The following is a 25014-nucleotide window of genomic DNA, read 5'->3' on the forward strand; positions in this document are numbered from 1 at the left end:
GCGCCAAACGAGCCATCACCAGAAGAAACACCTTCAGTTGACGATGATTTATCGTCAGAGTTAAGCGATCCTGATGACATCGACGCGCTAATGGATTCTATGGCGGCAGCACCAAACGAGCCATCACCAGAAGAAACGCCGTCAGTTGACGATGATTTATCGCAAGAGTTAAGCGATCCTGATGACATCGACGCACTAATGGACTCTATGGCGGCAGCGCCAAACGAGCCATCACCAGAAGAAACGCCGTCAGTTGACGATGATTTATCGTCCGAGTTAAGCGATCCTGATGACATCGACGCACTAATGGACTCTATGGCGGCACCTACTGCATCCGAAAATAATCCACTGGTTGAAGCAGAACCTTCAAATGACACTATACCAACTGTTGAAGATGAACAGCCAAGTGAAATCGAACAAAGCTCGCCAACCGAAGGTGATAACAAAGCATTAATTGATAACCTGCCAGAGGAATATGTTGAATCGTTTTTAGCTGTAGATTTAAGTGAGTTAGCGGAGTCGAATGTTGAAGAACCTGAGCCCATTGTTACTCAAGAACAAGTTTCAGATGATATTGATATTGACGCTCTTTTAGCGGAAGAACAAGAAAAACAAGAAGTTTCACCCCAGGAACAACAAGGTAGTGTTGAAGAAGATTTAGATATTGACGATTTGCTTGCCGAGGTTGCACAAGAAAGCGGTGCGCTATCTGATGATGAACCGCTTGAAATTGGCGATGATATTGAATCAGCAAACACAGAAGATATCACTGATGGCTTATCGGATGAACTTCAAGCTGATTTAAACGCAGAATTTGACGAATCAACGTTATCAGAATTATTAAACGACGAGCAAACAAGTAATGAAGCCGTTGAAATTACGCCTGATTTTACAGATAGTAATGTATTAGCCGATTTATTGGCTGATGATAATGAAAAGACACAGATTGAAAAAGTAGAAGCGAAAGAGTTAGAAGATATTGAAGAACTCGATAATTTAGATTTTGACGAGCTTTTAGCAAATATTGAAGAAGAGCCTGCAGAGTCAAGCTCTGAAAGTTTTAACGTTTCTGCTGAACAGCAAGCAGAAGAAAAAGAAACATCGAATGATTTTTCTCAAGACACAGAAAGCCAAAACAAAAATTTCATTTCTGTAGATGAATTAATCTCTGAAACATTATCAGAAGGCTCTGATGATGAAGAACCTTATGATAAAACAAATATTGATGTAGGCTTAGGTGAGTTTCCAGAGTTCACTCGAGATATCAACCAAATTGATGTTGATGAAGATGATGACAGTGGCGTGACTGCTAAATTAGACTTGGCAAAAGTGTATATTGAAATTGGCGATAATGATAATGCTGAAGTCATTTTACAAGATGTGGTTAAACTAGGTGATGCTGATCAGCAGTATGAAGCACAGCAGTTATTAGATGGCTTAAAGTAACTAACTTATCAGCGCAATACGGTACACTCGTTAGTTTTACATTGAGAATGTCGCTTTGATAGCGCGATTTATTCGCAAAATACCACAAAATAGTGGATAATTCGCCGCGATTTTTAATAGATATTGCGGTTTATGAAGTATGCGATTTGCACTTGGTATTGAATATGATGGTAGCCAATATTGTGGTTGGCAGCGTCAAAATAATGTGGTCAGCGTACAAGAAACGTTAGAAAAGGCGTTATCTAAAATAGCGAATGAACCTATTAACGTGATCTGTGCTGGCCGTACAGACACAGGTGTAAGCGCGACTAATCAAGTCGTACATTTTGATACTCATAACGTTCGCAAAGAAGTAGCTTGGACTCTTGGCGTTAATACGCATTTACCGAAAGACATAGCCGTTACTTGGGTGAAAGCTGTCGATGAAACTTTCCATGCTAGATTTGGCGCAACTTCTCGTCGATATCGCTATATTATCTATAATAATCCGTTGAGACCTGCCATTTTTTCAACGGGATTAACCTTTAATCATTATCCTCTTGATGAAAAGCTGATGCATAAAGCGGCTCAGTTTCTTGTTGGTGAACATGATTTTACCAGTTTTAGAACTGTACATTGTCAAGCACCGAGTGCAGTAAGAACCATAGAGCATTGTCAGGTTTCTAGACAAGGCAACTATCTTTGTATTGACGTTAAAGGTAATGCATTTTTACACCACATGATAAGAAATATCGCCGGTAGTTTAATGCGGGTCGGTCGAGGCCAAGAAGAAGTTGAATGGATAGCAGAGGTACTGGCAGCAAAAAATAGATGCCTTGCCGGTGTGACAGCACCAGCGAATGGTTTATACTTTGTTGATGTGACGTACCCAGAAAAATATCAACTACCCAGTAGTCCGTTAGGACCAATATTTTTTAATTAACCATAATATACAGGGCAGACCAGTTTTTTATATTCAAACCACCTTATGTTATGTTCTAATTACGGGTTAAATGCCATTGTGGCGATTGACTGTATAACTGTTTATTATATAAACAAAATTCAAGCATTGATGAAAGTGAAATTATGAGCTGGATTGAAAAGATTCTCCCAAAAGCAAAAACCTCTCAAAAGCGTAATATACCTGAAGGGGTTTGGGAAAAATGTACATCATGTAACGCGATGTTGTACAAAGCTGAACTAGAACGTGTTTTATCTGTATGCCCTAAATGTGATCACCACATGCGAATTTCAGCACGTAAGAGAATAGAGCATTTTCTTGATGTAGGTGAACGCGTTGAACTTGGTGCCGATCTTGAGCCTCAAGATAAATTAAAATTTAAAGACTCAAAGAAATATAAAGATAGGTTGACTGCTGCTCAAAAATCTACCGGCGAAAAAGATGCTTTAGTTGTTATGCATGGTGAACTTCATGGTTTACCGATAGTCGCTGCGGCTTTTGAGTTTTCATTTTTAGGCGGTTCTATGGCATCAGTTGTTGGTGCAAGATTTGTTAAGGCGGCAGAATATTGTTTAGAGCATGAAGTGCCACTAGTTTGTTTTTCAGCAAGCGGTGGAGCACGAATGCAAGAAGCATTATTTTCGTTAATGCAAATGGCTAAAACTAGCGCTGCACTTGCTAAAATGAAAGAAAAAGGCTTACCTTATATTTCAGTGTTAACTGATCCTACTATGGGTGGCGTATCAGCAAGTTTAGCAATGTTAGGGGATATCAATGTTGCCGAGCCAAAAGCATTAATTGGCTTTGCTGGTCCACGAGTTATTGAACAAACGGTGCGTGAAAAATTACCAGAAGGTTTTCAGCGCAGTGAGTTTTTACTTGAGAAAGGCGCAATTGATATGATTGTTAACCGTCGTGACATGCGCGATACGCTAGCAAGAGTATTAGCTAAGTTTACTAACCAAGAGTTACGAGCCAGTTAGTTTATCTATGAAGAATATTGATACAAGCCACTCAAATCGTTCATTCGATGAGTGGCTTTCTTATATTGAACGTATTCATGCCACTGAAATTGATATGGGGTTAACTCGTATTAGCAAAGTTGCTAAGCGCTTAGGATTAAACTTCGAACGTTCCATTGTTATCACGGTGGCAGGTACAAATGGTAAAGGTACAACATGTGCCTTTATTGAAAATGCCTTACTTGCAAACGATCATAGTGTCGCTGTGTATTCATCACCGCATATTCATCGTTTTAATGAACGTTTACGCATAAATAAACAAGATATTGATGATTACTCACTAGTTGATGCTTTTGAGCAAATAGAGCTTCTACGTGGTGATATATCATTAACATATTATGAGTACACAACGTTAGCAGCATTAACTGTTTTAAACGCAACAAAGCCGCAGTATATTATTTTAGAAGTTGGCTTAGGTGGCCGGTTAGATGCAACTAACATTATCGACGCTGATATTGCCGTAATTACAACGGTTGACTTAGATCACCAAGCGTTTTTAGGGAATGATAGAGAGTCAATTGGTTTTGAAAAAGCAGGTATCATGCGTACTAAAAAACCGGTTGTAATTGGAGACAGTAATCCACCTAGCAGTGTCATTAAACATGCAGATACTTTAAGCAGTATAAAATATTGCCGCGAAAAAGAATTTTTTGTGATTGAAGACAGATCTAGTTGGCAATGGCATTGTCAAGGCACTTCATTTAGTAACCTTCCACAAGGATTTATTCCTAAAGATAACACCGCAACTGCACTACAGGTGCTAAAGCTGTTAGATTACCCTTTATCGCAGGCAAAGGTTGTCGCGCTTATTAATGAAACCAAAGTGTCTGGCAGAACAGAACTTATACAGTGTGAGGGTGATATTCTACTCGATGTAGGTCACAACCCATTAGCTGCGAGATACTTAGCAGAAGTGGTGAGCAATTATAATTGTGAAAACGTATATGCGGTTATTGGCATGTTGTCGGATAAAGATATTAGCAGTACGATCACTCCCTTATTTCCCCATATAAAAAAGTGGTTTGTTTCAGGGCTTGATGATATACCACGGGGTGCAAGTAAAGAATATTTAGCGTCATATTTTACTGAGCAAAATATTTTAACTTTTGACAACGTCATTGACGGCTTTAAAATGGCTAGGTCAACAGCCAATAATCGAGATTTAATTTTAGTTTTTGGTTCGTTTTATACCGTCGCAAAAGTAAAAACATTGCTAGATAGGAGTTAATTTGTCTACACCTTTTCAAAATAGATTGGTTGGTACTATTATCGTTGCCGCCGTTGCTATTATTTTTTTACCCGATTTACTCGACGGTGAAAAACAAACCTATCAGGAAGAGTTTGAAAATATACCAACAGCGCCAAAAGTTGATTTTAAGCCTAATAGTTTAACAATTGATGAAGATAAAATAGCGAAATTACCTAAAGAAGAATTAACAGATGAAGTAGCCTTAGACGACAATAATCAAGAAAAGGCGCCTGTTGAACAAGATGCTAATAATAAGCTTGAATCGGATGTTGGTGATAATAGCAATCAACCCGTTTCTTCTGATTCAAAAGTCACCGCTTTGCCTGAAAAAATAACTGACGAGCAAGCTTGGGTGATCCAATTGGGTAGTTTTCGCCATAAAAAAAATGTAGCAGACCTAACGCGTAAATTAAAAAAAGCAGGTTATACCGTCTTCACTAAGCCGATAAATACAAAAAGTGGCACATTAACAAAAGTATTTATTGGTCCTGAATTAGTGAAGTCTAGCCTAGAGAAAAAACTTCCGGCACTTAAAGAGTTAACGAAAGTGCAAGGAAAAATTGCCAAATTTCAGCCAACAAAATAATAAAATATTAGCGATCTTAGTGCGTGTTCTGGTAGAATGCGCGCCTCTAATCGATGAGACACGTAATTTATGGTTTGGGTAGACTATGCCATTTTGGCAGTCATAGGTATTTCAACACTGATCAGCCTTATCAGAGGTTTTGTTAAAGAAGCTATCTCGCTTGTTGTTTGGATCAGTGCCTTCTTTATTGCCAGTACTTTCTACTTAAAACTAGCTACGCTATTAACTAACATATCTGATCAACTCCTTCGTAATGGCGCTGCCATTGCTATTTTATTTATTTCTACGCTAATCATAGGTGCCATTGTTAACTATGTTATTGGGCAACTGGTAACTAAAACAGGGTTATCAGGAACAGATCGCGTATTAGGGTTGGTTTTTGGTGCGCTAAGGGGCGCATTAGTGAGTAGCGCCATATTATTTTTTATGGATGCATTTACGCCTGCACCTTCAAGCGAATGGTGGCAGAACTCTTTATTGATACCTGAATTTTCATTAATTATTGAATGGTTTTTTGAGTATCTCAAACAATCATCCAGTTTTTTACAGCAAGTTTAAAACATCGGGGTAAACTACATGTGTGGTATAGTTGGCATTGTTGGTAATACATCGGTTGGGCAATCTTTATATGATGGCTTAACAGTTCTTCAGCATCGTGGCCAGGACGCTGCAGGTATCGTGACTATTCACGATAACACCTTTAGACTCAGAAAAGCGAATGGCTTGGTGAAAGATGTTTTTCATACGCGCCATATGCTAAGACTTCAAGGTAATATTGGCATTGGCCATATTCGTTACCCAACTGCAGGTACGTCTAGTTCATCAGAAGCGCAACCATTTTATGCAAATTCACCTTTCGGTATTTCACTTGCACATAATGGCAATTTAACCAATGCGCAAGAATTAAAAGATTGGCTTTTTAAAGAAGCACGTCGCCACGTAAATACAACGTCTGACTCAGAGCTTTTGTTAAATATACTTGGCCATGAGTTACAACATATTGGTGGTTTAGATTTAACACCTGATGATATTTTTACTGCGGTTGCTAATGTACATAAACGTGTTCGTGGTGCCTATGCAAGTGTTGCTGTGATCATTGGCCATGGCATGGTTGCTTTTCGTGATCCTAATGGTATTCGTCCTTTGGTTTTTGGTAAAAGAGAAACTGAGAAAGGCACAGAGTATATGATCGCTTCTGAATCGGTTGCATTAGATGCAAGCGATTTTGAGTTTGTCAGAGACGTTGCACCCGGTGAAGCTATTTTCTTTACAGAAGATGGTCAATTACATAGTAAACAATGTGCTGAAAACCCTAGCTTTAATCCATGTATTTTTGAATATGTTTATTTTGCACGCCCTGATTCGACCATGGATAAAATTTCCGTTTATGGTTCACGCGTTGAAATGGGTACAAAACTTGGTGCTAAGGTTGCAAAAGAGTGGGCTGATGAAGATATTGATGTTGTAATTCCAATTCCTGAAACATCTTGTGATACCGCATTGCAAATAGCACAAACGTTGAATTTACCTTACAGACAAGGCTTTGTTAAAAATCGTTATATTGGTAGAACGTTCATTATGCCTGGGCAAGAACAACGTAAAAAATCAGTACGACGTAAGCTAAATGCCATAGGGGCAGAGTTTGAAGGTAAAAACGTTTTATTAGTTGATGATTCAATTGTACGTGGTACTACCTCTGAGCAAATTATTGAAATGGCACGCGCAGCAGGCGCTAAAAAGGTTTACTTTGCCTCAGCTGCACCTGAAATACGTTTTCCAAATGTTTATGGCATTGATATGCCTAGTGCGAATGAATTAATTGCTCACGGTAGAGAATTAGAAGACATTTGCCAGTTAATTGGTGCTGACAAATTGATTTTCCAATCGATTGAAGATTTAGAAGAGGCTGTTCGGACCGCTAATCCTGATATTAAAAAGTTTGAAACATCAGTGTTCAATGGCCAATACATTACCAAAGATATTGATCAAGATTACTTAGAAAGGCTTGATGCATTAAGAAATAACGAAGTAAAAGAAACGTCAGATAAAAATGCCGATTCCATTATTGATATGCATAATGAAGGTTCTGAATAATTTTAATTTCAGTTTATAGAAAAAATAAAGGCACCTTCTGGTGCCTTTATTATTATAAAGCTAGCGAGTATTATCGAATATATTCGGTACTAAATCCCATACCAAACATAATAGCGCTAACCGCCATTAACGCGACAAGCAATACTAAACCACAAGTGACAACTGAGCTTGAATAAATAAAACCACTTTCTTCAGGTATGTTCATCATTATAGGCGTTCCTGAATAAAGTAAATAAATTGAATAAGCCAGTGCAGCAAGACCAGAAAGTGTTACAAACCACAGTACAGGATATAAGGCTGTTAACCCAACCATTAATAAAGGTGTAACAGTGTACGACGCTAGTTCAAGTGATTGTGAAAAGTCAGGTGAGGCTTTAAACGTGATAGCCATCCATTGAATCAAATAAGCAAGTGCCAAAACACCAACAATGATTCCGAAATACATGGCAACAGACATTGCTAAAGCGCTTGATTCTGCAATTTTAATTACTGGACCTGCACCAATAGACCAACCAATATGTGCTGTTGCAAAATAACTGCATATAGCTGGTATCAGTGCGATTGTTAGTATATGCACAACACTGTACATGTAACTTTCATGGCGTTTTTCTATTGTGCGCCATTCTTCTTTTGGATGAGCATAAAGCCCCCATATATGATTTAATATCATTTTATATCCTCTTACTCAGTCCCCAAAATCGCTTTATGCGGTTGTTGTTATTATTATCCGCTAGCGTGTGTTCAACGTTATTATTTTTATAGTTGATATGTTATTTATGGAAGATGTTGAAGATATAGTCAAGAACAGAGTGAATTTTATACTAAAATCGTAGCAAATCATTTTTCATTATAATTAAAATAGATAAGAGAAATATGATCAAAGTGGGGAAATTTAGCTGACTTTTATTCGGACAATATTCATTATTTCCATCTCAAATCCAGCAATAGTCTCAGTTGCAGGATAATAGGTAACATTGACTTTTTGTCCAGATAAGCACCGATACTGCTTTTTACGTTTATATTTAAATGGCACATCAATATTTTCAAACATGATGGTGTTTAGGATCCAATCATCTTCTTCCCTTTGAACATGTGAGATAACTTTTAATGATTCGCTGTGGATCAATTGTTTATGATTTTCGAGTAATTTATTAATTGCTTTTTTAGCCATGGCATCAATGTTTCATTTAAAACGGTTTGATAAGTATCTCACGCTTTATTCAATTTATATACTTTTGCTCAGGCAAAACCTTGTCAGATTCAAATATTCATTGATAGAATTATTTGGTCAATCACGCGACTTAAGCGCTCAACAGAATTTTTGTAACTCGAGGGCGCATCCTACTCTATATTCACTCTGATGACTTTGCTCGTGCTGCTTTGATGAATTAACAAATCCCCTTGTTTGGTTTTTCGCATATGCCTTACAATTCCTGCATAAACGTCACCTGATGGGATAGCCCAGCTTTGAAAGATCTCACTTTTGGGATCAAACCTCACTAATGCATCTGGTCTCATGCCTGACTCGTTATACCAAACGATATTATCAATCACGGCTATGGCATATGGGTGAGACTTATTGCCACTTGGAGAAGGCCATTCTTTAATATCTCCAGTGTCAGGGTTGTAACGGCCTAATCGCCCTTGAGATGAATTAACATACCAAATCATACCGTCTGCTGCGATATCTAATCTTCGCACTCTTGTTGCTTTATTTGGTAAGGTAATATCGGTTAATGCCATCGTTTTTGGGTCAACTTTAACTAAACAATTTCTACCGTTGCAGGCTACCCATGGAGTGCCTTCATCATCAATTTTAATTCCATAAGGTTTAGATTTAGGAGCGTTCATCGTTACTAGTTTTATTTCGCCTGATTCTGGGTTTAATCTACCAATCATATTGCTATGCTGAAGGGTAAACCAAAGTATGCCTTTATTATCGAAGATTGCACTGTGAGGATCTTTAGCTTGTTTGTCAGGCATCGGAAATTCAGTAATGGCTTCCGTTTTTATATTTAGCTTACCCATGGTGCCATTTTTATTTCCTGTGTACCAAATATTGCCATCACTATCAGTTGTCACTGTATGTGGCATCGCATTATCTGGCAGGGTATATTCTTTCATTTCGCCGCTGTCAGGATCAATACGACCAATAAGGTTTGCACGTTGGCCTGCCCACCAAATATCACCATTTTCTGCTTCTATCGGATCTCGAGAACGTTGTCCAAGGGTTGGTGTATGCCAAGTGGTAAAACTAATTTCGGTATCACCTGATATTAAGTTAGGTGTTCGTTTATCATTGGGTGGATAATTTTTGGCTAAGTAACTCACAATTTTTTCTTCAATAGCTGGGCTGTTAGAAAAGTTGATCATGGTGTGAATTAACGTTTGCCAGCCATCGGCGTTATACCCTGAACTTCGCGTGATCATATTGATACGGTGGCAAGCGGTACAATATTGTTCTACAAGTGCCTTTCCCTCATTATTCATAGGGTCATTTACCAGCATGTTATTGTATGGCTGGGTAAAGGCTGTTAAAGAAAGTAGACTACTGGCAATAAATAAAATTGTGTACTTAATAAATCGCAAAGTCATTTTGGTTCCTATATTACTATTGTCATGATTTAATCCTATGAAACCTAACGGTAGTTTAACGATGGCTGTCTGTAAATATAAAACTAACAAGAGCAGACACAAAAAAGTGATGAAATAGCGCTATTCAACTTTATTTTTTAACTTGGCTATTGTTAAGCAGGTTTCGTGACACTACTTGCTCCTAAGCTAGAGAAGTATTGATGAAAGGAAGGATAATTTCTTTGAAATAATCAAAGTGTCCTTAATTGGCCTATGTTAATATTTACCTTTATCCTTAAATTATCGTGAAGAATTAACACCAATGTCGATAGAAGTATTATTAACGCCGATACAATCATTCCTTAAATGTGAAACTCCACAAGCGTGGGTTGATGAAGCAAAAAAGAAAGAGAACCTCGACATTGTCCTTATCGATCATTTAATTTGTGAGTTAAAAGCTGCACAATCTGCAATGTTCTTAATTCGTAAATATGCTGTAGATAAAGAAAGTGCTAATGCTTTACTAGCCTGGTTAGAGCCTTTTGAAACACTTATTTATAAACGAGAAGGGGATTGGCGTGTATTACCTGAAAAAAATAAATTATCAAAAGCAGTGATCCCGAAATCTGATTCTGATTACGGTCAAAATTTAATTGATAAAATGGTAGTGTTGATTAAAGAAGAATTACACCATTTTTATCAGGTGCTAGAGATCATGGATGAATACAATGTTGAATATCGCAGTATCACTCCTTGTCGATATGCTAAAGGTATGTTGCGCAACGTGAAAACATTTGAGCCCGATGCAATGATTGATAAATTAATCGTGGGCGCTTACATTGAAGCGCGTTCTTGTGAACGGTTTGCAAAGTTAGCGCCTCATGTTGATAAACGCTTAGGGGATTTTTATATTTCACTTTTGCGTAGTGAAGCTCGCCATTATCAAGATTATTTAACCCTGGCAGAAGAAATAGCCGGCCACGATATTTCCGAGCGAATTGCCTTTTTCGGTGAGATAGAAGCGGAGCTTATTCTAACACCCGATGAAGATTTTAAGTTTCATTCAGGTGTACCTGCGTGCTCACTTAACGACTAAAAGGCATATTTTCTAGCGTAATACTGTCATTGCTTACATATAATATAGAGCCTTGTTCATACCAATCGCCTAATACTATGCGTTTAGCTGGCTCACCATTTACCGTTAATTCATGTGTTGCTGGGCGATGGGTGTGGCCATGGATCAGAAGCTTTGATTGATGCTTTTTTAAACATTGAATTACTTCATCTGGCGTAACATCCATGATGTCTTGGGATTTCATCGCGGTCGATTGAGCGCTTTTCTTGCGATAATTTTGTGCGATTTTTCGTCTGATAAAAAGTGGTAAGCTTTTTATCATGGCTTGCCACCACCAACTACGTGATTTTTTTCTAAATGCTTGGTAGTCAACATCACGTGTACACAAGGTATCACCATGCATGATTACGGTTTTTTCACCATATAAGTCAATTGTTGTGACATCTGGTAATAAAGTCATGCCACAGCGCTGTGCATAGCGTTTTCCTAGCAGAAAGTCTCGATTCCCCTGAATAAAATATATTGCCGTGCCTGTCTGACTAAGTATTTTAAGGTTTTGTGCAATTTGATTCACCAGTGGAGAATCATCGTCATCGCCGATCCAATACTCAAATAGGTCACCTAAAATATAAAGCGCTTGGGCCTTTGGTGCGTCTTTTTTAAGAAATGACAAAAAACAGGCCGTAATATCCGGCCTGTCTTCTGCTAAATGTAAGTCGGCAATAAAGTAAGTGATATTCGACATACGTTAGCTAATTTTATTCAACGATTGTATCGTTAATAATGATTTCATCTTTTGGTACATCATCATGAAAACCAAAGCGACCTGTTTCAACCAGTGTCATTTTGTCAACAATATCCATACCTTCAACTACTTCACCAAATACACAATATCCCCAACCTTGAACGGTTTCGTTTTTAAAGTCGAGAAAGTCATTATCCGTTAAGTTAATGAAAAATTGTGCTGACGCTGAATGCGGATCTTGCGTACGGGCCATAGCTAAAGTACCACGCTTGTTCGATAAGCCGTTGTTGGCTTCATTTTCAATACTTTCACCGCTTTCTTTTTCGTCCATTCCTGAAGCAAAACCACCGCCTTGCGCCATAAAACCTTTGATCACACGATGAAAGATAGTGCCATTATAGAAGCCATCTTTAGCGTATTGTTCGAAATTTTTTGCAGTAACAGGCGCCTTATCGAAGTTCAATTCAATTTTGATATCGCCTAACGAAGTTTGAAAAGTGATCATATTTCTATCTCTAATAAAGTTTGTGGAAGGATTGTAACCTAATGGCTAATTCTGTAAAGGGAAGTGGTGATTATAATGCAGAGTTCGGTTACAATGCCGAAGCTTAAATAAACCCGTCTTTTAGGAGTCAGAAAACCTCATGTTACAGATGTACAATACACTTACCCGTGAAAAGGAAACATTTACACCGATTAATCAAGGTAAAGTAGGGTTGTATGTTTGTGGTTGTACCGTTTATGACTTATGCCACATTGGCCACGCTCGCACATACATCAGTTTTGACAATATAGTGCGTTATCTGCGTTTTTCCGGTTTCGATGTAAATTACGTGCGTAACATTACTGATGTTGAAGATAAAATCATTAAGCGTGCGATTGAAAATAATGAAACGCCAGAAGAGCTTACTGAGCGTACCATTGGTTATATGCATGAAGATTTCGATGCATTAAACATATTACGCCCTGATTTAGAGCCTCGTGTAACAACGCACATGGCTGAAATCATTGACATGATTGATTCATTGGTCGCCAAGAAACATGCATATGTTGCCGAAAGCGGCGATGTATTGTTTGATGTGTCAAGCTTTGCTGAATATGGACAACTTAGTGGCCAAAATTTAGAACAGTTACAAGCGGGCTCACGTGTTGATGTAGATACTACAAAGCGTAACCCTTTGGATTTTGTCTTATGGAAAACAGCGAAACCTGAAGAACCTAGTTGGGATTCGCCTTGGGGCGCAGGTCGCCCAGGTTGGCATATAGAATGTTCTGCAATGAATGCGAAAGAATTAGGTAAGCATTTTGATATTCATGGTGGTGGCTCTGATTTGCAATTCCCACATCATGAAAATGAAATTGCTCAAAGCTGCTGCGCATTAGATACACCGTATGTGAACTACTGGATGCATACCGGCATGGTACAGGTCGATCAAGAGAAAATGTCAAAATCTCTTGGTAACTTTTTTACTATTCGTGATGTATTAAAACAGTACGATGCAGAAACCACACGTTTCTTTTTAACCACAGGGCATTATCGTAGCCAATTAAATTACTCTACAGAGAATTTAGAGCAAGCGCGTGCCTCAGTTGAGCGTATATATACGGCATTACGTGATACTGATGTGCCAGCTGATTTTCAACTTGATAAATCATCAGTGCATGTATTGGCGTTTATCAAAGCAATGGATGATGATTTTAATACTCCGCAAGCGTTGTCAGTGTTATTTGATTTAGCAAAAGCAATAAATGTAGCTAAACAAAAGAATGCAAGTGAAGAACTTGTGCAGCTTGCAGGTACCTTGAAGCAACTTGGTAATGTGCTTGGCTTATTTCAATTAGAACCTGCTACCTTTTTACAAGGTGGAAATGATGATGAAGCTGCTGAAGTTGAAGCGTTAATCGTTCAGCGTAATCAAGCGCGCGTTGACAAAAATTGGGCGCTTGCAGACGAAGCACGTGATAAATTAAAAGCGATGAATATTATATTAGAAGATAGTGCAGGTAAAACAACCTGGCGTAAAGGCTAGTACGTACCTTTTTATTTGATAGTAAAAAGCCCGGATAACTTATGGTTAACCGGGCTTTTTTAATAGGCTAATTTTTATGATTGGCTAAATTCTTCACAGGCGATAAGCGTGTTTTCAATTAAACTTGCTACCGTCATCGGGCCAACACCGCCAGGCACTGGAGTGATGAAGGCCGCTTTATTTTTTGCTACGTCAAACTCAACATCACCGACTAATGTACCGTTATCTAAACGGTTAATACCCACATCAATGACAATGGCGCCGTCTTTTATCCAGTCGCCAGGTATAAAAGCAGGTTTGCCAACAGCGACTACTAGTAAATCTGCGTTACGCACTTTTGTTTCTAAATTTTTTGTAAAGCGATGGGTTGTGGTCACCGTACAGCCAGCAAGTAATAACTCTAGAGTCATTGGCCGACCTACAATGTTTGATGCACCCACTACCAGAGCGTCTAAACCGTGAGGGTGTACACCCGTAGATTCAAATAAGGTCATGATACCTTTTGGCGTGCAGGGACGAAGGCCAGGTTGTCTTAGCGCTAATTTACCAACATTTGATGGGTGAAAACCGTCAACATCTTTATGAGGCGCGATTGTTTCTATCACCAAATTAGCATCTAACCCTTCAGGTAGAGGTAATTGCACTAAAATACCGTCTATCGCATCATCATTATTTAATTCTCTTACTAGAGATAGTAATTCATCTTCTGAAGTAGTTTCTGGTAAGTCATATGAACGAGAAACAAAACCAACTTCTTCACAAGCACGACGTTTGCTGCCGACGTATACTTCCGAAGCTGGATCTTTGCCTACTAAAATCACCGCTAAACCAGGCGCACGCAAGCCTTGTGAAACGCGCTGTTCTACTTTTGTCTTTACAGAAGTTCTGAGTTCTTGCGCAATTTTTTTGCCGTCAATGAGAGATGCAGTCATAATTCCTAGGAAGATTAGATTAAAAACGTCGACATTTTCGCATATTTTACTTAGTAGGTGTAGATGCTATTTGTTGATATATTGTATTCATTTTGACTAAGTTAGTTTTTATTCATAAAACTTAACTTTTAGCTACTTTTTAAGCAAATAGCCGTGAATTACTCTGGGTTTGCTGTAAAAGTGACCGAACACGTAATTTTTATTAAAAAACGTTTGACGAGTAAACGCCAACTCGGTAATATCCGCACCCGTTGAAAGCAAGCATGTTTTTAACAAAACGTCGGTGATTAGCGCAGCTTGGTAGCGCACTTGGTTTGGGTCCAAGGGGTCGCAAGTTCGAATCTTGCATCACCGACCACTTTTAAATTTTTCGAAATACTGTTAAATTTAAAAACGCACTTGTAGGTCATGTGCGCCCTTAGCTCAGCTGGATAGAGCAACGCCCTTCTAAGGCGTGGGTCGTAGGTTCGACTCCTACAGGGCGTGCCATTCCTGTGGTGGCTATAGCTCAGTTGGTAGAGCCCCGGATTGTGATTCCGGTTGTCGTGGGTTCAAGTCCCATTAGCCACCCCATCTTTCGTCGGTGATTAGCGCAGCTTGGTAGCGCACTTGGTTTGGGTCCAAGGGGTCGCAAGTTCGAATCTTGCATCACCGACCACTTTCTCTTTTTGAAAGCATCTTTTCAAACGTAAAAAATATATTGCAAAATTACACCTAGATGAGAACTTGCGAAGCAAGTCGACAACATTGTCTGGAACAATGTTGAACGCACGTAGTGCGGCCCGTAGGGTGAAGTACAGGATGTACGGAATAATCTTGCATCACCGACCACTTTCTCTATGTCAGAAAATATCTCAATAACTTTAGTATAAATTCACGATCTTTGAATAAGATGAGAACTTGCGAAGCAAGTCGACAAAATTGTCTGGAACAATTTTGAACGCACGCAGTGCGGCCCGTAGGGTGGAGTACAGGATGTACGGAATACAAAGTCTGGAACAATGTTGAACGCACGTAGTGCGGCCCGAAGGGTGGAGTACAGGAAGTACGGAATAATCTTGCATCACCGAGCACTTGTCCTCTTTGAGCTTGAACTTCTGAGAAGCATTTCTTTTTTAGCAGTTAAAGATTCTATCAATTAAATTATTTATTAATATTATTTTGTATTAACTGATTTAAAAAAAAACAGCGTTGCTGATTAAAATTTCCTCGCTGAGTTATATGCTCTATTTGCCCTTACTTTGTATTCAAATATCCAGTAAAGCTATTCATTTTTATCACCACTGATTTCAATGAAGCTTGTTTTTTGTTGTGCCCCATCGATTGAATACGCAACAATGCCGCTAGAAGCGGTATAAAAATGTTTTTTTCTAAATTGAACTAATGTTAATAAAACCCTTATATTCTCTAGGCTTGGGAATGATTAGCTGTAATTTAATCAATCGTTCAAAAATTAATTGCTTAGAGCTCTCGACTCTGGCTGAAAGCGCCGCTATAATTTCGCGTCATTATTTTTAATCTATTCATCTTTGATTCGGATTTATTTCGAGCCTAGCTAGTCATCAGATAGGTTTCGAACAACAAGAAAGCTTGTTGCTCAGAATATAGATGCATTTTTGAAAGTGCTAAAAAGTACTAAATATTGAGGTATGTAAATGCAAGTTTCAGTTGAGACTACAAAAGGTTTGGAACGTAAATTAACGATTTCAGTTCCTGCAGAGAAAGTAGACGTTGAAGTAAAAAACCGTCTTCGTCATATTGCGAAGACACAAAAGATCAATGGTTTCCGTCCTGGTAAGGTTCCACCTTCTGTTATTCAAAAGCGTTACGGAAAAGCTGTACGCCAAGAAATCGCTGGTGAAGTCATGCAACGTAATTTCGTAGAAGCGATTGTTGCTGAAAAAATTAATCCAGCAGGTCGTCCTCAATTCGTTGCTAAAAGTAATGAAGATGGTCAAGATCTAGAATTTGAAGCAACGTTCGAAGTTTATCCAGAAGTTGAATTAAAAGATTTAGATAAAATTACCGTTGAGCGCCCAGATGTTGACGTAACAGACAAAGACATTGATGAAATGTTTATCACGTTACAGAAACAACACCAAACGTGGAAAGAAAATAAGCGTAAAACTAAGAAAGGCGATAAGCTAACGATTGATTTCTTAGGCCGCGTTGATGGTGAAGAATTTGAAGGTGGTAAAGCTGAAGGTTTTGAATTAGAACTTGGTGCTGGCCGTATGATCCCTGGTTTCGAGAAAGAAATCACCGGTATGAAAGTTGATGAAGAAAAAACAATTTCTGTGACTTTCCCTGATGATTATCATGCTGAGAACTTAAAGGGTAAAGAAGCTGAATTTGATATCAAAGTGCACAAAACTGAAGGCCCAGTATTACCAAAAATCGATGACGAATTTGCTAAACTATTCGGTGTTGAAGACGGTGGTGTAGATGCACTTCGTGATGAAGTAAGCAAAAACATGGCTCGTGAACTTTCACAAGCGGTTAAAACTAAAGTGAAAGAGCAAGTGATCAATGGTTTACTTGAAACCAACAGTGTTGACTTACCACAGTCATTAGTTGCTCAAGAAATTGATGTACTTCGTCAACAAGCTTTACAACGTTTTGGTGGTCAAATGGACCCTAAAAACTTACCTGAGCTACCAGCTGAAATGTTCCAAGAACAAGCAGAGCGTCGTGTTAAAGTAGGTTTATTACTTGGTGAAGTTATCAAGCAAAATGAATTAAAAGTTGACGAAGCTAAAGTCACTGAGTTGATTGAATCTGCAGCTTCTGCTTATGAAGATCCACAAGAAGTGATTGAATACTACAAGTCTAACCAAGAAATGAATCAGCAAATGCAAAACGTAGCGCTTGAAGAACAAGCCGTTGAAGTTTTACTTGCTGGCGCAAAGGTAAAAGACAAGAAGTCTAACTTCAAAGATATTATGAATCCGGAAGCTAAATAAGCTTTTTGATTGACAATAGTTCACGCAATAGCTTAAATGGCTTGTATGGAAACATATGAGCCATTTTTTTTTAAAAGGAAACCGTGTTGATCACTTCTCTTACTAAATCTCAAAGTACGAATAGCCAAATTGAAAGCGCCTTAGTCCCTATGGTTGTTGAACAAACAGCAAAGGGTGAGCGTTCTTATGATATTTATTCTCGTTTGCTCAAAGAGCGCGTTATCTTTTTATGCGGCCAGGTTGAAGACCACATGGCTAACCTGATTGTCGCACAAATGCTTTTTTTAGAATCGGAAAGCGCAGAAAAAGACATTTTTTTATACATTAATTCGCCAGGCGGGTCAGTCACTGCGGGTATGGCTATTTACGACACCATGAAGTTTATTCGCCCTGATGTTAGCACTGTGTGTGTTGGTCAAGCAGCAAGCATGGGAGCGTTCTTATTATCAGGTGGTGCAAAGGGGAAACGTTATTGTTTGCCTAACTCTCGTGTTATGATCCATCAGCCTTTAGGAGGCTTTCAAGGTCAAGCATCTGATTTTGAAATTCATGCGAAAGAAATTTTGACCATCAAAGAGAAAATGAATCGTTTGATGGCAGAACATACAGGGCAGCCACTTGAAAAAGTATCTGTTGATACTGATCGTGATAACTTCTTAAGTGCGCAAGCAGCAGTTGATTATGGATTAGTTGACTCCATATTTGAACGTAGAGCCGAAAAGTAACACTAAAGTAAGTATAGACATTGAGATCTGCTTATTTTGTGAAATACTTATCATATAGATATTGAATAATTTAGAGGTACCGTATGACCGATATTAAAAAAGGTGACGGTGATAACGGCAAGTTATTATATTGTTCGTTTTGTGGTAAAAGCCAACATGAAGTGCGTAAGTTAATTGCTGGCCCTTCGGTATTTATTTGCGACGAATGTGTTGAGCTATGTAACGACATCATTCGAGAAGAAATCAAAGAAATTTCTCCTAAGCAAGAAAAGGAAAGTTTACCTTCACCAGTAGAAATTAGAGAAAGCCTTGATGATTATGTTATCGGACAGGAGCATGCTAAAAAGGTGCTGTCGGTAGCCGTTTATAATCATTATAAGCGTTTACGTAATGGTGATTCTCACAATGGCGTTGAATTAGGCAAAAGTAATATTTTGCTTATTGGGCCTACAGGCAGTGGTAAAACGTTACTCGCTGAAACGTTAGCTCGCTTACTTGATGTACCTTTCACCATGGCAGATGCAACCACGTTAACCGAAGCTGGTTACGTAGGTGAAGATGTTGAAAACATCATTCAGAAGTTACTTCAGAAATGTGATTATGATGTTGAAAAGGCACAACGTGGTATCGTTTATATCGATGAAATCGATAAAATATCTCGTAAGTCTGATAATCCGTCTATTACACGCGATGTGTCAGGTGAAGGTGTACAACAAGCATTATTAAAACTAATAGAAGGTACTGTTGCTTCTGTGCCTCCACAAGGTGGTCGTAAACACCCTCAGCAAGAGTTTTTGCAGGTTGATACTTCTAAGATTCTATTTATTTGTGGTGGTGCATTTGCCGGCCTAGATAAAGTGATTGAACAGCGTTGTGATACAGGTGCTGGCATTGGTTTTGGTGTTGAAGTTAAAGCAACTGATAGTAAGAAGTCATTGACTGAACGCTTTCAAGAAGTTGAACCAGAAGATTTAGTTAAATATGGTTTAATTCCTGAGTTCATCGGTCGGTTACCGGTAGTAGCTACCTTAAGTGAGCTTGATGAAAGTGCATTGATCCAAATACTTCAAGAGCCAAAAAATGCGTTAACCAAGCAATATTCCGCATTGTTCGATATGGAAGGTGTTGAACTAGAGTTTAGAAAAGATGCCCTGCAAGCTATTGCAAATAAAGCAATGGTACGCAAAACAGGTGCTCGTGGGCTACGTTCTATCGTTGAAGGTGTTTTACTTGATACGATGTATGAACTACCAACGATGGAAAACGCTACAAAAGTTGTATTAGATGAAACTGTCATCAAAGGTGAGTCTAAGCCTATTGTGATATACGAGTCTGCACAAGATAAAGCTGCATCTGATAGTTAATTAGTGATTGATTAAAAAGAGTACTTCGGTACTCTTTTTTTTATCTTTTAAAAATTATCCGTGAAAAAACTGCATTATAGAACTATGTTGTGTGTTTATTGTACGAACATATGCTTTTTTTAAACTAATTGTTGAAAGCGTTGCGAATAACCCCATATAGTTTTTACTAAAGATTAACACCTAAGATTTTTGCATTTAAGAGAGTCCCCGATGTCTGAAGAATCAAATCCTGTCAGCAAAATTAGTGAAGTTCCCGTTTTGGCCTTACGTGATGTTGTTGTTTATCCACAAATGGTCATTCCTTTATTTGTTGGCCGTGAAAAGTCGATTCGTTGTTTAGACATCGCAATGGAAAGTGACAAGCAGGTTTTCCTTGTTGCTCAAAAAGATGCCGCAGTTGATGATCCCAGCGAAAATGATGTGTTTGCTACAGGCACTGTCGCCACTATTTTACAAATGTTGAAGCTGCCAGATGGCACAGTGAAAGTGCTAGTTGAAGGGGTTAGGCGAGCAGAAGTCACCGAGTTTGTTGAAACAGAACAATATTTTACCGCAAATATTGCCTATTTAAGCACTGAAAATAGCGACGAAGACAGTTTAGATGTGTTAGTGCGTTCAGCTATTTCGCAATTTGAAGGTTACGTTAAATTAAATAAGAAAATTCCGCCGGAAGTACTTACATCAATTTCAGGCATTGATGATGCTGAACAATTAGCTGATACCATGGCCGCCCATATGCCATTAAAGCTAGTAGAAAAGCAAAATGTGCTTGAAATTAAAGATGTTGCTAAACGATTAGAGCATCTGATGGCATTGATGGAAGGCGAAATCGATCTACTGCAAGTTGAAAAGAAAATACGTACTCGCGTTAAAAAACAGATGGAAAAAAGCCAGCGCGAATATTACTTGAATGAGCAAATGAAAGCGATTCAAAAAGAATTAGGTGATATGGACGATGTACCTGATGAGTTAGAACAAATCGCGAAAAAAATTGAAGATGCTCAAATGCCAAAAGAGGCGAAAGAGAAAACACAAGCTGAACTTCAAAAGCTTAAAATGATGTCTTCGATGTCAGCTGAAGCAACCGTTGTGCGTAGTTATATTGATTGGATGACAAGTGTTCCATGGAAGAAACGCAGTAAATTGAAGAAAAATTTGGCCTTGGCGGAAGAAGTATTAGAAAAAGATCATTATGGATTAGATAAAGTCAAAGAACGCATTATCGAGTATCTTGCCGTTCAACAGCGTGTTAGTCAGTTAAAAGGGCCAATTCTATGTTTAGTGGGGCCTCCTGGTGTTGGTAAAACCTCTTTAGGGCAATCAATTGCTAAGGCAACCGGACGTAAATATGTGCGAATGGCTTTAGGTGGCGTCAGAGATGAAGCTGAAATTCGCGGACATCGAAGAACATATATTGGTTCATTACCGGGTAAACTGATTCAGAAAATTGCTAAAGTAGGGGTTAAAAACCCGCTATTTTTATTAGATGAAATTGACAAAATGGCGTCAGATATGCGCGGAGATCCATCTTCTGCGTTATTAGAAGTATTAGACCCAGAGCAAAATACCAGCTTTAATGATCATTATTTGGAAGTTGATTATGATCTTTCAGATGTTATGTTTGTAGCAACATCTAATAGTATGGATATTCCAGGGCCATTACTTGACCGTATGGAAGTTATTCGTTTGTCTGGTTATACCGAAGATGAAAAGCTTAATATTGCTAAACGTCATTTGTTAACCAAACAAATTAAACGTAATGGCTTAAAAGACAGCGAAATTACCGTAAAAGACAGTGCAATTATTGGCATTATTCGTTATTACACAAGAGAAGCTGGCGTACGTAGTTTAGAAAGAGAAATTTCTAAACTGTGCCGAAAGGTCGTTAAAACGATCTTGTTAGACAAAAAAGTGAAATCAGTCGAAATTTCACAGGATAACTTGGCTGACTTTCTTGGTGTGCAACGCTTTGATTATGGTAAAGCGGATGATGAGAACCGCGTTGGTTTAGTGACTGGTTTAGCTTGGACCTCTGTAGGTGGTGAGTTACTTACTATCGAAACAGCGTCAGTACCAGGAAAAGGTAAACTCAGTTATACCGGTTCACTCGGTGATGTGATGCAAGAGTCTATACAAGCAGCGATGACGGTTGTACGTAGCCGTACGGAGGCACTTCGCATTAATGATGATTTTTACGAGAAACGTGATATTCACGTGCATGTACCTGAAGGAGCAACACCAAAAGATGGCCCAAGTGCCGGTATTGGTATGTGTACTGCGTTAGTATCAAGTTTAACGGGTAACCCGGTAAAAGCAGATGTAGCTATGACAGGTGAAATTACCCTTCGTGGTGAAGTATTGCCAATCGGTGGGTTAAAAGAAAAATTGTTGGCCGCACACCGTGGTGGTATAAAAACGGTGGTTATCCCGAAAGATAATGAACGTGATTTAAAAGAAATTCCAGATAATGTCAAAGCTGACTTAGCAATTCATCCCGTAAAATGGATTGAAGAAGTGCTCGACATTGCATTAGAAAATCCCGTTGAAAAAGTAAAAATTACCGGTTAGCACCTGAAAACTGATGCTTTTTTGAGTAAATAAGCAAAAAAAGTGAAAAAAATAGCAAAAATTTGCAATAAAGGCTTTCCAAACGCTGTAACTATGGTAAGTTAATGAGGCTAATAGCGCTGTACCCCAATATAAACAAGGGGTCTGCTAGAGATAAATAAAATTATCTTAATTTTAGATTTTCTTTAACTCAGTGCTTGATGTTCAAAAAGAAGCTTGTTATAAAAGCTTTTGCAGGACGCTAAATTAACAAAAGATGGCGCTGAATAATAACAATTGAAGGGGAATATACTGTGAATAAATCTCAATTAATCGAGAAAATTGCTGCGGGTGCTGACATTTCTAAAGCAGCGGCTGGTCGTGCTTTAGATTCATTTATCGAAGCTGTTACAGAAGAATTAAAAAGTGGTGAGCAAGTTGCTCTTGTTGGTTTCGGTACTTTTTCAGTACGTGATCGTGCAGCACGCACAGGCCGTAACCCACAAACTGGTGCTACTATTGAAATTGCTGCAGCAAAAATTCCATCTTTCAAAGCTGGTAAAGCTTTAAAAGATGCTTGTAACTAATCACAGTTACTAAATAAGCATTCCAAAAGACCACCTTAAGGGTGGTCTTTTGTTATCTATCTACCAAAAATATAATAAGAATCTTTCGAATAATTTTACAGATAGCTTCAAGCTTAGCGTTCCATCTGATAAAATCGCGCGCAGATAATTATCTTCAGGTTTAAAAACCTAGTGTTGAGAGAAAACGATGTTAGAAAATATAAGAGAAAATTCTCAAGGATTAGTCGCAAAGATTATTCTTGGTTTTATTATCCTTACTTTTGCAGTAGCAGGGATAGGTAGTTATACCAATAGTGTTGATACATCAATTGCAGAGGTTAATGGCGTTAAAATATCGCAAGCTTCGTTCGATAAAGCGTTTCAGCAGCAGCGTGCTAATATGGCGCAACAATATGGCGAAATGTTTGAAACATTAGCGTCTGATGCTTCATATATGGCTAACTTTAGAAATAGTATTGTTGATAATTTGATCAACCAAGAGCTAATAGATCAAGCCTCAAGTGATTTGTCGATTCGTGTAAGTGATGCACAAATTAAAAAAACCATCCGTGAAATGCCTGCATTTCAAGTGGAAGGTGAGTTTGACAATAACCGTTATTTAGCAGTGATAAACCAGAACGGTTTTTATCAGTCATCTGATTTTCGCGATTACCTACGTGTAGAAATGACTAGACGACAGCTTTCACAAGCATTGGTCGCAACAGAATTTAGTGTACCGTTCCAAGAAAAACAAGTGATGGCATTACAAAATCAAAAGCGAGATTTACGCTACGCCATTATTTCAGCTGAACAATTTATTGACGGTGTGTCGGTAACAGATGAAGAAATTTTACAATATTATCAAGCTAACCAAGCTCGTTATCAAAACGCAGAGAAAGTAAAAGTTGATTACATTACTATCGACGTTAACGAAATTGCTAAAAACATAACGGTTTCAGATCAAGAACTGCAAGATTATTATCAAAGTAATATTGCAAATTATCGTCAAGAAGAGCAACGCAGAGTTTCGCACATCTTAATCGAAAATGAAGATGATGAAGCGGCAGCAATCGCTAAAATTGAAGACATTCAAACACGCCTTGCTAATGGTGAAGAGTTTGCGGCTTTAGCTGAAGAGTTATCAGCCGATGTGTTTAGTGGTGAAAATGGTGGTGACCTAGAATGGATAGAACGAGGTGCAATGGATGAAGCATTTGACGATGCAGCATTTGCGTTAACTGAAATTGGAGAAGTGTCAGATGTTGTAGAAACTGACTTTGGTTTGCACTTAATCAAATTAACGGCATTAGAAGATGAAAAGGTTAAACCGTTCTCTGATGTTGTTGAAGATTTACGAGTTATGGTAAGTCAGAATAAAGCGCAAGATAAGTACTTTGAATTACAACAACGTGCTGCAGAATTAAGCTTCGAAGTACCAGATAGCTTAGAAGATGCTGCAGGAGCAATTAATGTAAACGTTCAAACTTCTGACTGGTTAACAAAAAACAGCAATTCTGCGCCTTTTGATAGCCCTAAAGCAATAGAGGCTGCGTTTTCTTCTTTAGTGTTAGAAGAACGCCTTAACTCAGACATTATTGAAGTAAGCGATAGCTTAGCTTTAGTCTTGCGTGTTAATGAATATCAAGCGGCAAATGTAAAACCGCTTGATGAAGTTAAAGCAACGATCAGTGAAACGTTAACGGCACAAAAAGCGCAAACACAGGCACAAACAGCAGCGGAAGAACTGCTCGCTTCACTAAGAAGCGAAGAAGCCGTTGATGAGCAATTAGCTGCGAGTCAAACAAGCTTTGAACAACAAGCTGATGTTGCACGATATGGTAGTAACCTTGACGCTAACTTAGTGCGAGAAGCTTTCAAATTGCCTCATCCAAAAGAAGATACTGTTTCTGCAACAACGGTAAGTTTGACAACAGGTGACTATGCTGTTGTTAATGTAACCGCGGTAAATGAAAGCGAAGAAACGGAGACAGCACCGCGCTTAGCAGAACAACTTACGCAACAATTGGCACAATCAGCTTATGCGTCTTACGTTGAAGCGTTAAAAGCAGAAGCCAAGATTACACGTCGTTCATCGATACAGGCGTCTAATCAATATTAATTTTGCATAAATACGTGAATTGTATAAAGGCCGCATA

At 38.5% G+C, this 25014-nt stretch carries 21 protein-coding genes and 4 tRNA genes; 19 read left to right on the forward strand and 6 right to left on the reverse strand.

Annotated features, from left to right (window positions below; translation table 11 throughout):
* The 7 genes from Q4489_RS13140 to purF all read left to right on the forward strand — a co-directional run.
* A partial coding sequence (locus Q4489_RS13140) for a FimV/HubP family polar landmark protein (protein ID WP_303481096.1) occupies positions 1-1446 on the forward strand: 1446 nt, incomplete at its 5' end.
* 139 nt (positions 1447-1585) lie between these two features.
* Entirely contained in the window at positions 1586-2368 is a 783-nt protein-coding gene (gene truA / locus Q4489_RS13145; RefSeq protein WP_303481098.1) for a tRNA pseudouridine(38-40) synthase TruA, read from the forward strand.
* Positions 2369-2511: 143 nt separating this feature from the next.
* On the forward strand, positions 2512-3369 hold the full coding sequence (gene accD / locus Q4489_RS13150; protein WP_303481100.1) for an acetyl-CoA carboxylase, carboxyltransferase subunit beta: 858 nt from the start codon (positions 2512-2514) through the stop codon (positions 3367-3369).
* A gap of 7 nt (positions 3370-3376) precedes the next feature.
* Positions 3377-4636, forward strand: a complete 1260-nt coding sequence (gene folC / locus Q4489_RS13155; RefSeq protein ID WP_303481102.1) for a bifunctional tetrahydrofolate synthase/dihydrofolate synthase — start codon at positions 3377-3379, stop codon at positions 4634-4636.
* A gap of 1 nt (position 4637) precedes the next feature.
* On the forward strand, positions 4638-5243 hold the full coding sequence (locus Q4489_RS13160) for an SPOR domain-containing protein (RefSeq protein WP_303481104.1): 606 nt from the start codon (positions 4638-4640) through the stop codon (positions 5241-5243).
* Between the two features lie 69 nt (positions 5244-5312).
* Complete coding sequence (locus Q4489_RS13165; protein WP_074499462.1) at positions 5313-5801, forward strand: CvpA family protein; 489 nt, start codon at positions 5313-5315, stop codon at positions 5799-5801.
* Positions 5802-5819: 18 nt separating this feature from the next.
* Positions 5820-7337: an amidophosphoribosyltransferase gene (gene purF, locus Q4489_RS13170; protein ID WP_303481107.1), complete on the forward strand. Its 1518-nt coding sequence runs from the start codon at positions 5820-5822 to the stop codon at positions 7335-7337.
* 70 nt (positions 7338-7407) lie between these two features.
* On the opposite strand, the gene Q4489_RS13175 is transcribed toward purF, so the two are convergent.
* From Q4489_RS13175 to Q4489_RS13185, 3 genes are all read right to left on the reverse strand, one after another.
* A complete protein-coding gene (locus Q4489_RS13175; RefSeq protein ID WP_303481109.1) occupies positions 7408-8007 on the reverse strand; it encodes a Yip1 family protein in 600 nt (199 codons plus the stop codon).
* Between the two features lie 222 nt (positions 8008-8229).
* A complete protein-coding gene (locus tag Q4489_RS13180) occupies positions 8230-8508 on the reverse strand; it encodes a hypothetical protein (protein ID WP_303481111.1) in 279 nt (92 codons plus the stop codon).
* A 170-nt stretch (positions 8509-8678) separates the two neighbouring features.
* Positions 8679-9932, reverse strand: a complete 1254-nt coding sequence (locus Q4489_RS13185; protein ID WP_303481112.1) for a cytochrome C — start codon at positions 9930-9932, stop codon at positions 8679-8681.
* A 301-nt stretch (positions 9933-10233) separates the two neighbouring features.
* Here Q4489_RS13185 and miaE point away from each other — a divergent pair, with 301 nt between their 5' ends.
* On the forward strand, positions 10234-11007 hold the full coding sequence (miaE, locus tag Q4489_RS13190; RefSeq protein ID WP_303481114.1) for a tRNA isopentenyl-2-thiomethyl-A-37 hydroxylase MiaE: 774 nt from the start codon (positions 10234-10236) through the stop codon (positions 11005-11007).
* Here the strand turns inward: miaE and lpxH are convergent.
* On the reverse strand, positions 10997-11731 hold the full coding sequence (lpxH, locus tag Q4489_RS13195; RefSeq protein ID WP_303481116.1) for a UDP-2,3-diacylglucosamine diphosphatase: 735 nt from the start codon (positions 11729-11731) through the stop codon (positions 10997-10999). The two genes, miaE and lpxH, sit on opposite strands and share 11 nt — an antisense overlap.
* A 13-nt stretch (positions 11732-11744) precedes the next feature.
* A complete protein-coding gene (locus tag Q4489_RS13200; RefSeq protein ID WP_303481118.1) occupies positions 11745-12236 on the reverse strand; it encodes a peptidylprolyl isomerase in 492 nt (163 codons plus the stop codon).
* Positions 12237-12375: 139 nt separating this feature from the next.
* Between Q4489_RS13200 and cysS the strand changes: the two genes are divergently transcribed.
* Positions 12376-13761, forward strand: coding sequence for a cysteine--tRNA ligase (cysS, locus tag Q4489_RS13205; protein ID WP_303481120.1), 1386 nt, complete (start codon positions 12376-12378; stop codon positions 13759-13761).
* A 74-nt stretch (positions 13762-13835) separates the two neighbouring features.
* Here cysS and folD read toward each other — a convergent pair whose 3' ends face one another.
* Entirely contained in the window at positions 13836-14693 is an 858-nt protein-coding gene (gene folD, locus Q4489_RS13210) for a bifunctional methylenetetrahydrofolate dehydrogenase/methenyltetrahydrofolate cyclohydrolase FolD (RefSeq protein ID WP_303481122.1), read from the reverse strand.
* 281 nt (positions 14694-14974) lie between these two features.
* Here folD and Q4489_RS13215 point away from each other — a divergent pair.
* The 10 genes from Q4489_RS13215 to Q4489_RS13260 all read left to right on the forward strand — a co-directional run bounded on the left by Q4489_RS13215 (position 14975) and on the right by Q4489_RS13260 (position 24977).
* Positions 14975-15051 (forward strand) — tRNA-Pro (locus tag Q4489_RS13215).
* 54 nt (positions 15052-15105) lie between these two features.
* Positions 15106-15182: transfer RNA gene (locus Q4489_RS13220), tRNA-Arg, on the forward strand.
* 8 nt (positions 15183-15190) lie between these two features.
* Positions 15191-15266 (forward strand) — tRNA-His (locus Q4489_RS13225).
* 8 nt (positions 15267-15274) lie between these two features.
* Positions 15275-15351, forward strand: a tRNA-Pro gene (locus Q4489_RS13230).
* Between the two features lie 997 nt (positions 15352-16348).
* Positions 16349-17656 (forward strand): trigger factor, encoded by a 1308-nt coding sequence (gene tig / locus Q4489_RS13235; protein ID WP_303481123.1) that lies wholly within the window; start codon positions 16349-16351, stop codon positions 17654-17656.
* A gap of 86 nt (positions 17657-17742) precedes the next feature.
* Positions 17743-18381: an ATP-dependent Clp endopeptidase proteolytic subunit ClpP gene (clpP, locus tag Q4489_RS13240; RefSeq protein WP_286271926.1), complete on the forward strand. Its 639-nt coding sequence runs from the start codon at positions 17743-17745 to the stop codon at positions 18379-18381.
* An 83-nt stretch (positions 18382-18464) separates the two neighbouring features.
* Entirely contained in the window at positions 18465-19745 is a 1281-nt protein-coding gene (gene clpX, locus Q4489_RS13245; RefSeq protein WP_286271928.1) for an ATP-dependent protease ATP-binding subunit ClpX, read from the forward strand.
* A 210-nt stretch (positions 19746-19955) separates the two neighbouring features.
* Positions 19956-22313, forward strand: a complete 2358-nt coding sequence (gene lon / locus Q4489_RS13250; protein ID WP_303481125.1) for an endopeptidase La — start codon at positions 19956-19958, stop codon at positions 22311-22313.
* Between the two features lie 293 nt (positions 22314-22606).
* Positions 22607-22879, forward strand: coding sequence for a nucleoid-associated protein HU-beta (gene hupB, locus Q4489_RS13255; protein ID WP_074499445.1), 273 nt, complete (start codon positions 22607-22609; stop codon positions 22877-22879).
* 187 nt (positions 22880-23066) lie between these two features.
* On the forward strand, positions 23067-24977 hold the full coding sequence (locus Q4489_RS13260; RefSeq protein ID WP_303481129.1) for a SurA N-terminal domain-containing protein: 1911 nt from the start codon (positions 23067-23069) through the stop codon (positions 24975-24977).
* The last annotated feature ends 37 nt before the right edge of the window (positions 24978-25014 follow it).

It is taken from the genome of Thalassotalea sp. 1_MG-2023, assembly GCF_030546745.1.
Taxonomy (GTDB): Bacteria; Pseudomonadota; Gammaproteobacteria; order Enterobacterales; family Alteromonadaceae; genus Thalassotalea_C.